The organism is Neobacillus sp. S1227 (assembly GCF_055385255.1).
Window position 1 is genome coordinate 4,140,295 of the sequence record NZ_AP038276.1, and the last position, 15,448, is coordinate 4,155,742.

At 38.9% G+C, this 15,448-nt stretch carries 19 protein-coding genes and 1 riboswitch; of the genes, 4 read left to right on the forward strand and 15 right to left on the reverse strand.

Going from position 1 to position 15,448, the window contains the following annotated elements:
- Positions 1-87: 87 nt before the first annotated feature.
- From ACZ5AE_RS20740 to ACZ5AE_RS20755, 4 genes are all read right to left on the reverse strand, one after another.
- On the reverse strand, positions 88-669 hold the full coding sequence (locus tag ACZ5AE_RS20740) for an adaptor protein MecA (protein WP_464566462.1): 582 nt from the start codon (positions 667-669) through the stop codon (positions 88-90).
- Positions 670-821: 152 nt separating this feature from the next.
- The gene (locus ACZ5AE_RS20745) at positions 822-1,610 is read right to left on the reverse strand and encodes a metallophosphoesterase (RefSeq protein ID WP_464566463.1); all 789 of its coding nucleotides are present in this window, start codon (positions 1,608-1,610) and stop codon (positions 822-824) included.
- 21 nt (positions 1,611-1,631) lie between these two features.
- On the reverse strand, positions 1,632-1,991 hold the full coding sequence (locus tag ACZ5AE_RS20750; RefSeq protein ID WP_464566464.1) for a hypothetical protein: 360 nt from the start codon (positions 1,989-1,991) through the stop codon (positions 1,632-1,634).
- 63 nt (positions 1,992-2,054) lie between these two features.
- Positions 2,055-2,687, reverse strand: coding sequence for a CBS domain-containing protein (locus ACZ5AE_RS20755; protein ID WP_464566465.1), 633 nt, complete (start codon positions 2,685-2,687; stop codon positions 2,055-2,057).
- Between the two features lie 146 nt (positions 2,688-2,833).
- Between ACZ5AE_RS20755 and ACZ5AE_RS20760 the strand changes: the two genes are divergently transcribed.
- The 3 genes from ACZ5AE_RS20760 to ACZ5AE_RS20770 are packed head-to-tail and all read left to right on the forward strand — an operon-like array spanning position 2,834 to position 3,943.
- Entirely contained in the window at positions 2,834-3,064 is a 231-nt protein-coding gene (locus ACZ5AE_RS20760; protein ID WP_464566466.1) for a spore coat associated protein CotJA, read from the forward strand.
- Positions 3,061-3,321 (forward strand): spore coat protein CotJB, encoded by a 261-nt coding sequence (locus ACZ5AE_RS20765; RefSeq protein ID WP_464566467.1) that lies wholly within the window; start codon positions 3,061-3,063, stop codon positions 3,319-3,321. The genes ACZ5AE_RS20760 and ACZ5AE_RS20765 overlap by 4 nt, the downstream gene beginning before the upstream one ends.
- A gap of 52 nt (positions 3,322-3,373) precedes the next feature.
- The gene (locus ACZ5AE_RS20770; RefSeq protein ID WP_464566468.1) at positions 3,374-3,943 is read left to right on the forward strand and encodes a manganese catalase family protein; all 570 of its coding nucleotides are present in this window, start codon (positions 3,374-3,376) and stop codon (positions 3,941-3,943) included.
- 29 nt (positions 3,944-3,972) lie between these two features.
- Here the strand turns inward: ACZ5AE_RS20770 and ACZ5AE_RS20775 are convergent, their stop codons facing one another.
- From ACZ5AE_RS20775 to ACZ5AE_RS20795, 5 genes are all read right to left on the reverse strand, one after another.
- Positions 3,973-4,428, reverse strand: a complete 456-nt coding sequence (locus tag ACZ5AE_RS20775; protein ID WP_464566469.1) for a DUF2663 family protein — start codon at positions 4,426-4,428, stop codon at positions 3,973-3,975.
- A gap of 90 nt (positions 4,429-4,518) precedes the next feature.
- The gene (locus ACZ5AE_RS20780) at positions 4,519-5,244 is read right to left on the reverse strand and encodes a LysM peptidoglycan-binding domain-containing protein (protein WP_464566470.1); all 726 of its coding nucleotides are present in this window, start codon (positions 5,242-5,244) and stop codon (positions 4,519-4,521) included.
- Entirely contained in the window at positions 5,237-5,848 is a 612-nt protein-coding gene (locus tag ACZ5AE_RS20785) for a lysostaphin resistance A-like protein (RefSeq protein WP_464566471.1), read from the reverse strand. The genes ACZ5AE_RS20780 and ACZ5AE_RS20785 overlap by 8 nt, the downstream gene beginning before the upstream one ends.
- Positions 5,845-7,353: a RecQ family ATP-dependent DNA helicase gene (locus tag ACZ5AE_RS20790; RefSeq protein ID WP_464566472.1), complete on the reverse strand. Its 1,509-nt coding sequence runs from the start codon at positions 7,351-7,353 to the stop codon at positions 5,845-5,847. Before ACZ5AE_RS20790 ends, ACZ5AE_RS20785 begins: the two co-directional genes overlap by 4 nt.
- Entirely contained in the window at positions 7,344-8,390 is a 1,047-nt protein-coding gene (locus tag ACZ5AE_RS20795) for a YpbB family protein (RefSeq protein WP_464566473.1), read from the reverse strand. The genes ACZ5AE_RS20790 and ACZ5AE_RS20795 overlap by 10 nt, the downstream gene beginning before the upstream one ends.
- A gap of 247 nt (positions 8,391-8,637) precedes the next feature.
- Between ACZ5AE_RS20795 and ACZ5AE_RS20800 the strand changes: the two genes are divergently transcribed.
- Positions 8,638-8,886: a ferredoxin gene (locus tag ACZ5AE_RS20800; protein WP_042355233.1), complete on the forward strand. Its 249-nt coding sequence runs from the start codon at positions 8,638-8,640 to the stop codon at positions 8,884-8,886.
- A gap of 112 nt (positions 8,887-8,998) precedes the next feature.
- Here ACZ5AE_RS20800 and ACZ5AE_RS20805 read toward each other — a convergent pair whose 3' ends face one another.
- The 6 genes from ACZ5AE_RS20805 to ACZ5AE_RS20830 all read right to left on the reverse strand — a co-directional run bounded on the left by ACZ5AE_RS20805 (position 8,999) and on the right by ACZ5AE_RS20830 (position 15,402).
- Positions 8,999-9,562 carry an ECF transporter S component gene (locus ACZ5AE_RS20805; protein ID WP_464573689.1) on the reverse strand — a complete coding sequence of 188 codons (564 nt, stop codon included), beginning with the start codon at positions 9,560-9,562 and terminating at the stop codon, positions 8,999-9,001.
- 166 nt (positions 9,563-9,728) lie between these two features.
- Positions 9,729-9,861: riboswitch (FMN riboswitch) on the reverse strand.
- 123 nt (positions 9,862-9,984) lie between these two features.
- Positions 9,985-10,734 carry a peptidoglycan DD-metalloendopeptidase family protein gene (locus tag ACZ5AE_RS20810; protein ID WP_464566474.1) on the reverse strand — a complete coding sequence of 250 codons (750 nt, stop codon included), beginning with the start codon at positions 10,732-10,734 and terminating at the stop codon, positions 9,985-9,987.
- Between the two features lie 169 nt (positions 10,735-10,903).
- Positions 10,904-12,082, reverse strand: a complete 1,179-nt coding sequence (locus ACZ5AE_RS20815; protein ID WP_464566475.1) for a negative regulator of sigma-X activity — start codon at positions 12,080-12,082, stop codon at positions 10,904-10,906.
- On the reverse strand, positions 12,057-12,629 hold the full coding sequence (gene sigX / locus ACZ5AE_RS20820; protein WP_464566476.1) for an RNA polymerase sigma factor SigX: 573 nt from the start codon (positions 12,627-12,629) through the stop codon (positions 12,057-12,059). Before sigX ends, ACZ5AE_RS20815 begins: the two co-directional genes overlap by 26 nt.
- A 278-nt stretch (positions 12,630-12,907) precedes the next feature.
- Entirely contained in the window at positions 12,908-14,689 is a 1,782-nt protein-coding gene (locus ACZ5AE_RS20825; RefSeq protein WP_464566477.1) for an ATP-binding protein, read from the reverse strand.
- Positions 14,686-15,402 carry a response regulator transcription factor gene (locus ACZ5AE_RS20830; RefSeq protein WP_464566478.1) on the reverse strand — a complete coding sequence of 239 codons (717 nt, stop codon included), beginning with the start codon at positions 15,400-15,402 and terminating at the stop codon, positions 14,686-14,688. Before ACZ5AE_RS20830 ends, ACZ5AE_RS20825 begins: the two co-directional genes overlap by 4 nt.
- Between the last annotated feature and the right edge of the window lie 46 nt (positions 15,403-15,448).

Here is a 15,448-nt window from a genome sequence, read left to right on the forward strand (position 1 = left end):
ATTATTTGCTATTTTAAAATAACCAATAACATTGTGAAAAAACTTAAGGAGCGGTTTTCCCCCCTCCTTATTAGATATGTGTATTATTCATTTGAAATAGTGGAGAAGGGTTTCGATCGCTACGTGACCGACTATGAGCTTTCCGTATTCTTTAAGGACATACGGACTTAATATGGATGCATTGCCAAACTCTGACATCAATGAGGCGGTAATAGAGCTTTGTTCGGTTTCTATTTTTGTCAGCAAAAGAAAGTAGCGGCTGCGATATACATATAGACTCCCACCATAAATACCTAATAAGGAAAGCCGTTTCGCGAGACTAATTATATCTTCAAATTCTTCAAATTCATATAAAAAGTCCTCACAGCCCCCTACTCTTACCTGCATTTCAATTAAACCATCATCCAATGCTTCCTCATCTTCCCTAGTATGGTCGACGGTAATAATCATGATAATTCCTTGAGCATGAAGGGAGAAAATTTCAACCGCTACCGAACCCCTTATATCAACATCGAATTCTTCACTTGCCTCTTCAAGCATATCATGAAAGAGCTGATTCCATTTACCGGATTCTTTCCAAATATCCTCTTTGGAAAGTCCTCTTTCAAACAAGTCATCGGACGTTAAAATAATTTTTATTTTGTTTGCTGCTAAGCGTTCTAAGCGCATGTTTTTGCCCCCTGCTAGACATCTCTTATGTTAGAGTATGAAAGCAGAAAGGCGGTTGTGAATTGTCTTCCTTAAATGAAAACCCGCAAATTGGCAAGATCGATTGGACGGTTCATAAGACGTAGTTGAATTTATACTTGCTTATTTGTTAATTAAAGATCATCAGTTCCTTTTCTGACGGAAATCAAATGGCACTGTGCCGGGGCTCCCAATCTAAGGGGGATGGCAGTTGTTCCATAACCGTTGCTAATGAAAAGAAGTGTTTGCTGAACCCTTTTTATCCCCCCTTTTTCCCCGGGACTGAATCCAAAAAGACGGATTTGACCACCGTGTGTATGCCCACTTAAAATGAGCCGGATATTATGCTTTGGCTCAACTTTTTTGATAATATCCGGGGAATGGCTGACCAAGATTTTAAAGGTATTAGCTTCTGCTCCGTCTATGGCCAACTCAAGCCGATCCCTTCCTAAAGTGAAATCATCAACACCCAGTAAAATAATCTTTTCTCCTTGGTTAGACTGCAGGCAGACGCCTGAGTTATCCAAGACATTTATATTTGTTTCCTGAAACACCGTATGTAACTGATGCAAATTGGCCTCATAATCGTTATTTCCCCATACAAAATAAACGGGACCAATTTGTCTTAACTTCATTAAATTGGCCCTAACTTTTTGTAAAGGCACATTTCTTTCTGTTAAATCTCCTCCAACCACAACAAAATCTGCATTTCCAATTGCCATTTGAATAACTTTATCTGAAATGGTCCGTTTATGAATATCGGAGATAAAAAAGATGGACATTCTTCCAAACGATTCAGGAAAATCCTCAAAAAGTAATTCATGACTGACCACATCATTTAAAAAGGCTTCTCGCAGCATATATATAAGGAGACATAATCCAATGATGAGAACAACAAGCAGGATAATAGGGATTAAATCCATTTGACATACTCCTTTAAAACATTAAGATTCTAATGAAATGGTACCATAAACGATACTTAAACTAAAAAAGACAAGTGCCTGCTCCCAGCCAATACGAAAAAGCATCAAAAATACCATAATTAGAATCACCAATTCAAACATCTTCAAGAGGAGAAGCTGTTTCTTCCGTGCATCTCTTAGCGTATGTATGAATCCCTTCATTAAACCACCCGAAAGAAGCACACCAAAAAACAGAGCTAAGGAAGCAGCCAAAAACTCAAGCGGGTGTGTAATCAAACCGATAAAAAAATCAGCCAATACAAATGGATTCGGAATCCAAACCCAAATACTGAATAAATACCCGAATAAATATATAAACAGAATCCTCCCTGCTGCAAGCATGCAAAAATCCCCCCCATAACAATGTATGAGAGGGATTGGTATTATTTCCGCGGTTCAAAATTTTTACACTTCTTCAATGCTTAAAATACGGAATCCATGTTCTTCAAGCTTTTTCGTAAATTTCTCAATGTTATCTTTCTTTTCAATTTTCATGACAATCCTACGGACCAGCTTATCTGTTTCGTCAAAGGTGACCAGGGATATGATATGCTCGTGAAATTGATGGGCGATTTCCGATAAGCGGGCGATCCGTCCTTCCGTCTCAACGGATGTAAAGGCAATCCTCACCCCGGGGCGATTGACTCCAAAAGCACTCTCAAAGAAACTTAGAACATCTGAGCGGGTTACCAACCCATGAAAACTGCGGTCCTCATCTATTACTGCAAGCAAAGGGAAATCTTTTAAATCAAGCATCGTTCTTTCAAATAGCTCGGTACCCATCAAAAACTGTTCCTGATGGGTTGCGATGTCTTTCACAGTCGTCTCGGTTAAATACTTATCCTTTTCTTTATTTGAATGGAAATAATTTTCATAAATCCCATATCTGGTCACAACACCAACATATTTATCACCTTGTAAAACAGGAAGGCCATCAATTTGCTGTTCTTCCAATCGATCCAAGGCCGCTTTAAGCGATTCGTTTTCCTGAACTGTAAAACAGGCATGCTTTGGAATCATCATATTTTTTACGAACATTTTCTTATCACCTCAAAGGTTAATACTTCAACTACATTATAATTCTATGTCAGCGCTCAAAAACCTTTCATTTATTAAACTTTTATGTCATGTCATAAGAATATTATCATATTATTAACTGATGCTGAAATAAAGGGAGGGTTACCATGAACACTCATCTCAAGACCTTTCATCCGTATGTAAGTCCTTTCGACCCCTGTAAGCCGATTCTAGAAAAAAAATATTCCACACCGCCTCATTTATATATGGGGTTTCAACCCCCAAATCTCCCGCAATTTTCTCCATTTGAGGCACTTAAAGCAGGCACATTATGGAAAGATTTCTATGATCCCTGGTACAGTCCTTATGAAAAAGCAAAAGGGGGTATCCCCTCATGAAGCAAGTTCCTGCCGAGTATTATCAATTGATGGAACAGCTCCAAGCCGTCGACTTTGTGCTGGTGGAACTGACCCTTTATTTGGATACCCACAATGATGACCTTGAAGCAATAAACCAATTCAACCATTATGTAAAAGAAAGAAAGAGAATAAAAAAAGCGTTCGAGAGCCAATTTGGTCCCCTTCAGCAGTTTGGCAACAGCTATTCGAGCCATCCTTGGAATTGGGACGATTCACCTTGGCCATGGCAGGTATAAATTCACATAAAGATCAGCAGTAGTGAACGTTCAATGGGAGGGATAAAAGATAATGTGGATATATGAAAAGAAACTGCAATACCCTGTCCGTGTAAGCACCTGCAATCCGATGTTAGCCAAATTTTTAATAGAACAATATGGCGGTGCAGATGGAGAGCTAGCTGCAGCGCTCCGATATTTGAACCAAAGATACACGATTCCCGACAAGGTCATTGGCCTATTGACTGATATTGGAACCGAAGAATTTGCTCATCTTGAAATGATTGCCACCATGGTCTATAAACTGACAAAGGATGCTACACCTGACCAGATGAAAGCAGCCGGACTAGGTGACCACTATGCCGATCATGATAAAGCCCTGTTTTATCATAACGCTGCGGGAGAACCATGGTCTGCCAAATATATTCAAGCAAAAGGTGATCCAATTGCGGACCTTTATGAGGACATTGCCGCAGAGGAGAAAGCACGAGCAACCTACCAATGGATTATCAATATGAGCGATGACCCCGACTTAAATGACGGACTTCGTTTCCTGCGTGAAAGAGAAATCATCCACTCCCAACGCTTCCGTGAAGCGGTCGAAATTTTAAAAGAAGAAAAAGGAAAGAAGAAGATTTTTTAATTAGGAAGAGGCAGAGAGATTCTGCTTCTTTATTTTTTTTCATGATATAAATTGATATCGTAATTTTTTTTCATCATTGCAAAAACGATATGGCGGTTTTTCCACTCTTCTTCTTTCTTCCAATAATCTTTACTCCGGTCCGCGATCTCAGCTCTTAACTCCTGATATTCCTTTTCCTTCTTATCCTTTTGCTGCTTCAAAATATTCATTGAACCATAGCCAATAATCGTAATCCCCATTAAAAATATGATAACCGAATCATTTAACGATGCAGAAAACATGGCAAAAAAGGAATAAGAATAATATTTCGCAATGGTAAAATAAAAATAACAAAAAAAGATGGCTGCCAATAAAAGTGTCGAATAGATAGAAAGATAATGTAACTTTTCTGCTTTATCAAATTTTTCCTTCTTTTTCCGGACATTTTCTAGAACCTGCTTGGTCGCATCATCCGTATGCTTAAGCTCCCTAATCGGAGAATCCATATCCATCCCTCCATTTCTCCATTAATAAATATGAACTTGTCCGTAAACTTATGATTTAAAATACAAAAAAACCGACCTAAAAACGATCGGTTAGTTGTTTATCGGGATTTTTAATACCTGACCAACATAGATTTCTTCATTGGACATGTTGTTTGCTTTTTTAATAATGTCCATCCCTTTTTGTGATTTATAATACTTCATCGAAATACTAAATAATGTTTCTTGCTGCTGAACCTTATGACGAATGATTGTCTGTTGTGCTGGTTCCCTTTTACTTGTATCTGTTTGTGATGGTGGATTCTGAGTTTGCACTGGTGCATTATTGCCTTCAGCCGCTTGAGGTAAAACAGGACTTTCCGTGGACACATTTTTTTCCGTAATGACATTCGGCTGTTCTTCGGCAGGTGGGGTTAAAGAGGTGCCCGCTTCTACACTTTCCGAACTGTTCGTCGCCTCAGCTCCATCGGCATCTACGGATTGTTCTTCCTCCACCTTGTCAGCTTCTTCTGAAGTTGATTTTTTTAGATTAATAGTTTCATAACCAACATGATCCGTCGAGGCTTTCTTAGAACCATTTATTTGTTTTCCATCAAGATAAGATATAACACTGAATATAATCACAGGAAGAAGAATAAAGAATAATACCAGGATGCGAATAACTGGATATTTGATTTTCCATTTAACCTTTTTCTTTTTTTCCCGATGGACCAGTTCCCTTGGCGGCAATTCATCGTTAACTTCAATATTTTCATTCACCTTTTGTATTCGTTGTTTTAATCTTTCGGCTTGCTCTCTATATGGTTCTTCTCTATTCATGACGCCCTCCCCCTCCTTGCTGATCATCTGCCGAAGATTGTTTATACTTTATATAAATACCTAATAAGAAATCGATAATAAAGTGCATCATTATTGTGACGGCCAGATTATTCGTCGATTCATAGACTGCTCCAATAACAAAACTAAGCGTAATAATATTGATAAATAAAAACACATTAAAAAGGTAGCGGTAGTGGATTACCGCAAAGATAAAACTAGCCGAAATAAGACCGACCTTCGTTTGGATGATCCCTCTAAATAATAATTCCTCGCTAAAGGAAACAATCGCGGCAATAATAAATATATGGAATATATTCCTTTTTTGAAAAATTCGTTCATTTAAGCCGCCATCATTATAAAAAGATGCAGGCAGCCATTTCATTAGGATTACGTCAATGATGACAACCGCTATCCCCAATGGCAAGCCTAAGGAAATAATCTTAACATCCCTTACATCGATTGATTTTAAAAACGAGAAATGGTCAAATAGGAGCAAGCCCAAAATGAGTGAAATCACAAGCAATATAACCTGTGTCATATATAAGTGAAAAAGTAAATCTTTATCCGTTAAACTGCTAATTAGTTCATTATATTTCTTTTTCATTCCCTCAACTCACTATTAAGTAATAATCCGGCCAGGTATTCCTTCCACTCAATTTCCCATAAATGATTCTTGCTCATTTTATGGGAGACTGAATAGTTTTTTTCATCTATTCCGCAAATATCACAGCATTGCTCAATTCTGCTTGTCACTTGTTCCTCAAAATAAGTCAAAAGGAATTCGCGCCGGCACCGATTAGACAAAATCCATTGTAACATTTGGTAAATATTTTTTTTCTTCATTGTTATGCGTTCATTAACAAATCTTTTAATGCTTTCTTTGCAGTCAAGAAGAGAACTTTTTTGATTGGCTTCTTTCAGGAGAAGATTCTCCACTAATCTCCACTGAACCTCTGAAAAACCTCCTCTTTCCTGGGTGTCCTGATTGAATGGAAGTGCAACGCCTTTTATTCCCTGTCCATATTCCAATTCATGAAACAGCCAGTCAATTTGCTGTTCAGACGGGAGTTCACTTTCTGCAAGCTGAAAAGGCAGCTGTTCATCTCCGGGTGAATACAAGAGATAGGCGATACTCGGCAGACCATCGCGTCCTGCCCGGCCGATTTCCTGAAGATAGGACTCGATTTGCATCGGCATGTGAAAATGAATAATAAATCTGATATTTTCCTTATTCACTCCCATCCCGAATGCACTTGTAGCACAAATAACATCTAGCTGATTATGAATAAATTGTTGCTGGATTAATATTCTTGTATCCTGATCCAATCCCCCGTGGTAAGCACTTGCGTTGCAAATATTCTTTTCCTCTAGCAATAAAGCCATTTGTTCGGCCATTTTTTTGCTTGAAAAGTAAATGATTCCAGGTTTTTCAAGCTTTGCTGCAAGCTCCAAAACCCGGTCTGACTTTTTCTGATATTCTTCTATTTCCTCGATCCGTATGGCTATATTAGGCCGGTCAATCGTCGATTCCACTTTAACAGCATCTTCTATGCCTAATGATTGGATAATATCCTCCCGGACTTTTCTTGTAGCGGTTGCGGTTAAAGCTAGTGTAAGGGGGCAGCCTAAGCTTTTCCTTATTTCACCCAATTTAGAGTAATCCGGCCGGAAATCATATCCCCATTGAGAAATGCAATGCGCTTCATCCACTACAAATAAGGAGATGGCAAGGTTTCGAAGCTTTTGCAAGATGAAAGAGGACTGAAGCATCTCCGGTGATATAAAGATAAATTTATAGTTCTGCAGCCGGTCCAGAACAAAATTTTTTTCCTCCAAGGAGAGAAAGGAGTTTAAAGCAATAACCCTTTTCTCGCCCAATCGCCCTAATTGTTCCACCTGATCTTGCATAAGGGATAGGAGCGGGGATACGATTAATATTGATCCATCAAAAACATAACCAGGAAGCTGGTAGCATAAGGATTTGCCCGTTCCGGTCGGGAGCATGGCCAGGGTATGCTGTCCATTTATGATGGCCGAAATGGCTTCCTTTTGCCCTGTTTTAAACGATAAATAGCCAAAATGCATTTTTAATAGATTTTCTAATTCCATTGCCGATCACCATACTTCGCCAGCACTAACCTGATTTGAAAATAACTGGCACGACTGACTTTTTCCTTTATTAATTTTAATTGCTTTGTTGCGGCTTGATTGGCAATTTGCAAAATTTCCAACTGTAATTCTTTATCAACAAAAGCATCGATTGAAAACCGGTCTATTTGCAGCGCAAATTCCACTAAATGATCTTCAATGGTGCTTGTTTTTAAATTTCTGCTTTTGGCTATCATCTGTATCGAATATCCCTGCGATAGCAATTTCCATGTTTTTCGCGCCGTAATGGTTAATTCATCCCCATGCTCCAAGCCCTTTAGCAAATGGGTTAATATCGGATATTCAGCACCCCTTGTTTCTATTTTTTCAATCAAATAATGCAGAGTATTAGTAAATGTAAGATGATAATCGTAAATATTAACATTCATTTTTTTGGATGCTTGCTGGGCAGTTAATCCAATTTGCCGGAATCCAGTTAAGCGGAAGACAAGGATAGACGGATCAATTTCCTTCCCACCTTCGAAACATAGGTTCAATTCTCTATATAATTTTTCGCCAATTTCGTTTCTTGAGAGATGGCTTTCTTTTAGAACACCTTTAACCCAGATTAGAACCTTCTTATTTTTTTGAATCGGTATATAGCTTGATTCCTGATTGATGAGGTTAGAGACTACCTGCACTAGTAAAGAGAGCCGTTCCCAAACTATAGTGGTCTGTTGGTGATAACTCCAGCCATTGAGAAAGATTGGTATACCGATATTTTTCAAGCGTTGCTCCCCTGAAGAACTGAGGAGGTATTTTTGCTCACCATGCTTAATGATGCACCCGTCGTCTCTCAAATTATTAATTATGGCTTCAAAGGAGTCTCTTGTCAGCGGTTCAAGTACTCCAAATAATCTTTTTAATGAATACAAATGAATATCCTGAATGGTTTGCGACGATTTCTTTCCTTTTAAAATGTGGTAAACTGAATAAATAGTTCTTTCGTTATTAATTTTTTTCAAACAATAAAGAATAACTGATTCTACCCATTCCATTTTAGATTCACCACTTATCCCGATTCGACAAAAACAGTTAAATTATATTATATTTTAACATGAAACAGGTATTGTGTTGTCCAAAAATGTGGAAGTTTAAGAAATAATGGGACCAAAGGTACCAAAATCAAATTTCTATTGAAAAGTTATTCATACAGCTTTACAATAGATATGTGAATTGTATTTTCCATCACAAACGGAAAATAAGTAAGAATATTACTTGTTATTTTACTGGGAGGTTTTTTTCATGGCAAAGTACACAATTGTTGACAAGGAAACTTGCATCGCCTGTGGCGCATGCGGCGCGGCTGCACCAGATATCTATGATTACGATGATGAAGGTATCGCATTCGTAACACTAGACGATAACGAAGGTATCGTTGAAATTCCAGATGTTTTAATCGATGACATGATGGACGCTTTCGAAGGCTGCCCAACAGATTCTATTAAAGTCGCTGACGAGCCTTTCGACGGTAACCCAACAAAATTTGAATAATCTTTGACTGAAGATATTCTTAAGCTGCTACCCTCCTCCTTTTCTTAAGCTGGGGGGTTATTTTTTTCTATAAAAAAACAGAGGCCCAATTAATTGGGGCCTCTGTTTCGTTTTAAGCATTTTTTATTGAAAATTTATTTAGCCATGCCTGCATACGTATAAATAAAAGCATGAAAATAATAGACATCATTACGCCCTTTAAGATATTAAATGGCAAAATCGCAGGTACGACAAGATTCCGCATATCCGGGAACCCCATTAAAGACGTGTAGGCGGGTAGTATGATAAAGTAGTTGGCGATGCTCATCACAACAGCCATGATCATTGTTCCAGCTACCAGAGCAAGTGTCATTCCCTTTTTTGATTTCAGTTTATTATACACATAGTAAGTCGGCAGGATAAATACTATCCCTGCAGCAAAATTGGCAAGGTGGCCAACAGGAATGCCTGTCGGGCTTCCCATTGCAAAATAATTCAACATATTTTTAAACAACTCTACTAAAATTCCTGCCACTGGTCCGAAAATCAGCGCAGCAACCAAAGCTGGAATATCGCTAAAGTCAACAAACAAAAAATTGGGGAACATCGGCAGCGGAAAGTTTAAAAGCATTAATAAATAAGCGATGCTGCTCAGCATCCCGATTGAAACCATTGCCTTTACCTTTGTGTTCTTCATTTTCTTCATCTTCCTCTCTCCTTTTTGATCCATCACGTTAGGAAGAGAGATTCAGCTTTCATAGGCGCTCAAAATAAAACTCCCTCAAGATTGAAGTTTGAGGGAGTAAATTTAGGTACGCTTAATAAGCATTCGATTAAAGAAATTTTTCGAATGCATGCAGAACCTCCATCTTCTCCCATCCAGACTATACTGTCGACTTTGGAATCACACCAAATCCTGCCTAATAAGGCTCGCGGGCTAAAGAGTTATACTCTAATACCGCCGATCGGGAATTTCACCCTGCCCCGAAGATAGATCTTATAAAATTATAAGTTTATTATACTGAAAATCAGAAACTTTGTTAAGTTAAAGTTTTTTCCGTTTTTAAAATATTTAGATAAAAAAACCGCAACAATAGGCTGCGGGTTAAAAAATTTAATTTACTGGACGAATAAGACTTGATTAGGCTTGATTTCATCCGTGTTAAGGTTGTTGATTTCCTTTAATCTTTCAACTGTCACATTAAACTTTCTGGCTATGGAGGACAAGTTGTCACCCTTTATTACAATATATTGGTTTACAAACGGCAGCACGATGGGTTCAGAAATATTTTGCGGATGGGTACTTACCTCCAAAACATCCTTGCTACTGGATGCAATTCCGCCTTGAACCGCTTCGCCAACATCGGCATCTCCTAAAAGCAGTTCCGGATTAATGGCAAATCTTTTGTCATATCTCCATTCTAATTGATGTGATTCAAAATGAAGATGGGTACCGGTAGCCTGACCTGTCCTTCCCATTGTTCCAATAGTCTCCCCACGCTTAACCATTTGACCAGGCACAACCGCCCGCTTACTTAAGTGGGCATAAACCGTAACGAAATTGCTTGGGTGCTTGATAAATATAACTTGACCATATGTATTGGAATAATATGACTTTATCACAGCCCCATCTTCAACTGCCAAGACCGGGGTGCCGTATTTTCCGGCGATATCGATTCCTTTATGTTTACCCTGTCTTGTCCCATACGTATCAGATATAACGCCATCCGCCGGCCAAATCCATCTCTCCTTCTCCGTTTTCGCCTCTGGCAATCCTGCAGCTTCCGAGTGTCTCCCTCCGAGAAACAACAAACCTACACAAATCGCCATTATAATGGCAATAAAAAACCTCTTTATATAGTCACGCATTTCACTATTAATCCTCCTTACATCTTGTCCATACCTCTCACAATATGTTCTTGCACTCGAGTTTAGAACATTTGGTGAAGCATGGGACGGCCTGACCATATTTGTTATAATTTGGAGTCAATTGCTATTTTATGCATAAAAAAATCAACCGATTTGGTTGATTTCTTTATCATTTCTCGATTGTCCGAAGATTTGGCGCCGCTGGCACCTTGATTTCTTTTGTTAATTCAAACGGGCCAATATTTGCAGCAGGAGGATTGCTCACGACCACTTTTTCAAATCCGAATTCTTTTGCCGTTAATAGGATGGCCTCCATCGACCAGACGGCCAACCGCTCATCTTCTATACGGGAATCTTTCGCAAAAGTGATGGTTAACGTGTTATCATTTGCTGATGCATCCTGAATTGCCAAATTTGGCAACAAAGATCTTTGTAATTGATATTCCTCTATTACTGACTTCATCGCATCAAATGCAGCCTTAATATCCTTATATGATTCAGGAGTTGGCACCAAGAACGGAACGTCACTGCCATTAGGATAGTAAAGCAGGTAAGCGTGTTTTTTCACATCAGTGATGGTCAATTTTTCCAAAAAGTCATTGCTTAGCTCGATTCCTGGTTCGCCATTTGTAGTAAACTTAAGTGTTTTGATGTTACTATTGGAAGAAATATCATTTTTTAACGCATCGAGAAAAATTTGTTCTGTAGCACTGCCTTGGCGGTATGGATGGTCCGAAGGTACATCGACAGTAACAGTTTTATTAGCATTATCATAATGCAATGTTGCCTGGAGCGGATAAAATTCACTTAGGCCCCATTCAGATTCGTTTAAATTTACCATATGTTCGTTAAATAGAGTAAGCCAGTCTTTTCCTTCGGTATTTTTGACCATAGTTGATACCGGTACTAGATTTAGCGCCTGATTATCGGGGACCCAATAGGTCAGCACGACGCCGTCTTTTATTTCGTCATAATAAACAGCTGTTTTCCCCGCATAATCATTTTGTTTTTCGGCTTTCTTTAATGTTGAAATTTGACCCGTTTGCGAACTCTGATTGGCCATACCGCTCGCATCGCTATTATCCTTGGCAATTTTCGCCTCTTTTGTTGACTCTTGTTTGGCATTATTGATTGAATAATGGTTCGTATCCATAAACTTAGGAGCTAAAATCAAAAATAAAAATAGTGCCGCTGCGGCGGCAACACCCGGCAGGACCCATGAAACAGGTTTCCGTTTTTTACGTGAAAGGTTTTGGTAAATGTCACGAGGATGGCGATAGTCTTCTATTTTAGGCATTTGTTTTAACAATTCTATGAGCTCTTTATCGCTCCACTCTGACCTTCTCACTAGTTCCCTCCTCCTTCGCGTAAAATGTTTCCATATGCTTTTTTAAAACCTTCAATGAGCGATGCTGCGTAGTTTTGACTTTACTTTCTGTCCACCCTAGAGCCTCTGCTGTTTCCGCTATTGACAAATCGTGAATAAATCTTAATATAACGACTGCCCTTTGGTCTACGGTACAATATTCCAAGCATTTATATACCCATTTAATTTCTTCTCTATGAACTGCCATTTCCTCAGGGATGGGATGGTCGTCCTTTACTTGATTTGAAGACCAATCAAATTTCTCAAGGATTCTCTCTTTCCACCCCTTTTGCTTTCGAAAATAATCAATGGCAACATTTCTCGCAATCGAAAAAAGCCAGGTTTTTTCACTGCTTTTTCCCTCAAAGCGGTTATAGGACTTAAACACTCTAATATAAACCTCTTGAACAAGATCCTCCGCCTGCTCTCTGTTTCTAACCATATAAAAAAGAAATTGAAACACATCATGGTGATATTTTTGATAAAGTTCATCGAAAACGGAGTCCAACTTTTTCCCCTCCCCGTTCAAAATATTAGTCGATGTTTATGTATAAAAGGTTACACTTTCTTAAATATAGACTGTTTTGGGATGAAAAGAAAGGCATTTGATGGAAATAGTAAATGAAAACCCGCCGATTGGATTGTCCGATTGGACGGTTTATGAGGCGTAGTTGAATTTATGCGATAGGCAAGTATGAAGTTTGATATTCATACTCTTCAATTAGCTAAAAAGAGACTGGCACGAGCAGCCAGCCTCTTAAAATGTTCCTTGTGAATCAATAGAAATCGGCAAAATCTATGGTCATTTTACGATTTTCGTGGGAGTATGAAGGAAAATGTCGTTCCCTGCCCAACTTTACTTTGAACGGATATATGTCCACGATGGGCATCAATAATATTTTTGGCAATAGCCAGTCCAAGACCTGTTCCAGACCTGCCGCGGGTTCGTGCCTTATCAGCCTTATAAAACCGTTCAAAAACAAACGGTAAATCTTCCTCAGGAATCCCTGTTCCTAAGTCCACAACATCCATTCTGACCCCTTTGTCCTCGATAGTCACTTTTAAGGTAACAGAACCATCTTTCGGCGTATGTCTAATCGCATTATCAATTAAATTCGTAAGTACCTGTTCAATTCGATCAGGGTCCATTATAAAGGTTGATATGTCGTTGTCGATTTCAGCCAGTAATTGAATTCCATTATCTTTGGCTAACCCTTGGAATTTATGGATAATCCGTTTGATGAAAGTAGAGATATTAACCTCTTCCATTGTTAATTGAATATGACCTGCTTCCATTCTCGCCAAGTCCAGCAATTCATTGACGAGTCGACCCATTCTTAGCGATTCATCATAAATAACCTTTGCCATTTCTTTTTTCTCTTCCTGGGTTTCGGCAATATCGTCAACAATTGCTTCGCTATAGCCCTGGAGCATGGATATTGGTGTTCTCAATTCATGTGAAACATTGGCAATGAAGTCTCTTCTCATTTTCTCCAATCGCCGCTCCTCGGTCATATCCCTTAAGACTGCAACTGCCCCACGAATAAATCGATTGCTATACAACGGGCTAACCAGTATGACCCAATGGCGCCCTTGCAGGGAGATTTCCCCAATCTGCTCTTTTTCTGTATCAACTGCTTTTTGAAAAAGATTCATGACTTGAGAGGGGATGGCCTCTGATCCGGAGATAATCCCTTTCTCATAATACCAATACTGAAGAAAGCGGTCTGCCGGAGGATTTGTGATCAAAATCGTTCCATCCCGGTTGAAGGTAATAACCCCATCTGCCATGCTGCTTAGGATGCTCGCGAGCTGCTCTTTTTCCTGGCTGAGCGCGTTCATGTTAAACTTTAATTGCCGGCCCATTTGATTAAAGGCAGTAGCAAGTTCACCAATTTCATCATGGGTCAAAATAGGGACCTTTGTGTCAAATTTCCCTCTTGCCACCTCAAATGCAGCTTCCCGCATTTTCCTTAACGGGGCGGTTATTCTTGTGGACAAAAAGAATGCGAAAATGGTAGTAAGAATAATGGCAACACCAGCCACAAGCAAGATAAATTTGGTTGCTGACCGGGATGTTTCCTGCATGACCCTTAAGGATTGGTAAATGAATACTGCTCCATTTTGATTTCCAGAGAGTATAAGCGGCACACCGATGATTGAATAATTTGCGGCAGTCCCAGCGCTATTTTTTTCGGATGAAAGATCGGAGATTTTCTCAACCCGTTTATTTTTATCTAATACATTTGATAACTCAGGATCGTTCCGAATATCATCTATCGATAATTTATTTCCTCCCTTTGTGTTTGGAGAATAATAAACATCTTCACCTTTTATAATGACTACTTTTGTAACATCATCAATGATTTCCCACGAGATTTCCAAACCCAGCGGCCATTTATCTGCTGGATGCTCCTCCAACACAGCGGCGATTTTTTCAGCTGTATGGGTCAAATCATTCTTTGTTTCATTAATATTATAGTTTTGAAAAAACTCAAGGAGCATCACTGTTAAAATAAACAGGACAAATGACACTAATAAAATGATGGTAAACCAAAGCTTACCGACTACACTTCTTAAGAAGGTCATTCATTTACTACCTCAAATTTGTAACCTACTCCCCAAACGGTAACAATCATTCTAGCAGCATCTTCGGAAACTTTATTTAGTTTTTCGCGAAGACGTTTTACATGCGTATCAACTGTCCTTAGGTCTCCGAAAAATTCATAATGCCATACTTCTTTTAACAGCTGCTCACGGTCAAATACTTTGTCCGGTGCTTTGGCAAGAAAATATAACAGTTCATATTCTTTAGGCGTTAAGCTGACCTCTTTTCCATCAGCAGATACCCGGTGGGCATCATTATCTATTGTTAAATGAGGAAATACAATGACATCCTTGGTTGTTGTCTCTGTTTGCAGGAAGGTAGTTTGTGATGATCGTCTTAATAATGCCTTTACCCTTAGTACTACCTCACGCGGGCTGAATGGTTTAACGATATAGTCATCCGTACCTACTTCAAAGCCCTGTACCCGGTTTACCTCTTCACCCTTTGCCGTTAACATGATAACAGGAGTCGCCTTTTTCTCCCTTAATTCACGGCAAACCTCAATGCCATCCTTGCCAGGCATCATTAAATCCAAAAGAATGACATCATAATCGTTAGCCAATGCCTTTGCTAATGCTTGATTGCCATCCTCCGCTTCATCAATTATAAAATCTTCCCGCTCTAAATACATTTTTAATAATCTGCGAATTCTTTCTTCATCATCTACAACTAAGATTTTAACGTCCTGATCCATTATTAATCCCCCCATGTTGTTTATTTTACAAAATGGTCTCCATTTT

What these genes read in the sequence shown, in the direction of transcription:
- ACZ5AE_RS20740 (WP_464566462.1), bottom strand. Translation starts at nt 669, where the DNA reads ATGCGCTTAGAACGCTTAGCAGCAAACAAAATAAAAATTATTTTAACG.
- ACZ5AE_RS20745 (WP_464566463.1), bottom strand. Translation starts at nt 1,610, where the DNA reads ATGGATTTAATCCCTATTATCCTGCTTGTTGTTCTCATCATTGGATTA.
- ACZ5AE_RS20750 (WP_464566464.1), bottom strand. Translation starts at nt 1,991, where the DNA reads ATGCTTGCAGCAGGGAGGATTCTGTTTATATATTTATTCGGGTATTTA.
- ACZ5AE_RS20755 (WP_464566465.1), bottom strand. Translation starts at nt 2,687, where the DNA reads ATGTTCGTAAAAAATATGATGATTCCAAAGCATGCCTGTTTTACAGTT.
- ACZ5AE_RS20760 (WP_464566466.1), top strand. Translation starts at nt 2,834, where the DNA reads ATGAACACTCATCTCAAGACCTTTCATCCGTATGTAAGTCCTTTCGAC.
- ACZ5AE_RS20765 (WP_464566467.1), top strand. Translation starts at nt 3,061, where the DNA reads ATGAAGCAAGTTCCTGCCGAGTATTATCAATTGATGGAACAGCTCCAA.
- ACZ5AE_RS20770 (WP_464566468.1), top strand. Translation starts at nt 3,374, where the DNA reads ATGTGGATATATGAAAAGAAACTGCAATACCCTGTCCGTGTAAGCACC.
- ACZ5AE_RS20775 (WP_464566469.1), bottom strand. Translation starts at nt 4,428, where the DNA reads ATGGATTCTCCGATTAGGGAGCTTAAGCATACGGATGATGCGACCAAG.
- ACZ5AE_RS20780 (WP_464566470.1), bottom strand. Translation starts at nt 5,244, where the DNA reads ATGAATAGAGAAGAACCATATAGAGAGCAAGCCGAAAGATTAAAACAA.
- ACZ5AE_RS20785 (WP_464566471.1), bottom strand. Translation starts at nt 5,848, where the DNA reads ATGAAAAAGAAATATAATGAACTAATTAGCAGTTTAACGGATAAAGAT.
- ACZ5AE_RS20790 (WP_464566472.1), bottom strand. Translation starts at nt 7,353, where the DNA reads ATGGAATTAGAAAATCTATTAAAAATGCATTTTGGCTATTTATCGTTT.
- ACZ5AE_RS20795 (WP_464566473.1), bottom strand. Translation starts at nt 8,390, where the DNA reads ATGGAATGGGTAGAATCAGTTATTCTTTATTGTTTGAAAAAAATTAAT.
- ACZ5AE_RS20800 (WP_042355233.1), top strand. Translation starts at nt 8,638, where the DNA reads ATGGCAAAGTACACAATTGTTGACAAGGAAACTTGCATCGCCTGTGGC.
- ACZ5AE_RS20805 (WP_464573689.1), bottom strand. Translation starts at nt 9,562, where the DNA reads ATGAAGAACACAAAGGTAAAGGCAATGGTTTCAATCGGGATGCTGAGC.
- ACZ5AE_RS20810 (WP_464566474.1), bottom strand. Translation starts at nt 10,734, where the DNA reads ATGCGTGACTATATAAAGAGGTTTTTTATTGCCATTATAATGGCGATT.
- ACZ5AE_RS20825 (WP_464566477.1), bottom strand. Translation starts at nt 14,689, where the DNA reads ATGACCTTCTTAAGAAGTGTAGTCGGTAAGCTTTGGTTTACCATCATT.
- ACZ5AE_RS20830 (WP_464566478.1), bottom strand. Translation starts at nt 15,402, where the DNA reads ATGGATCAGGACGTTAAAATCTTAGTTGTAGATGATGAAGAAAGAATT.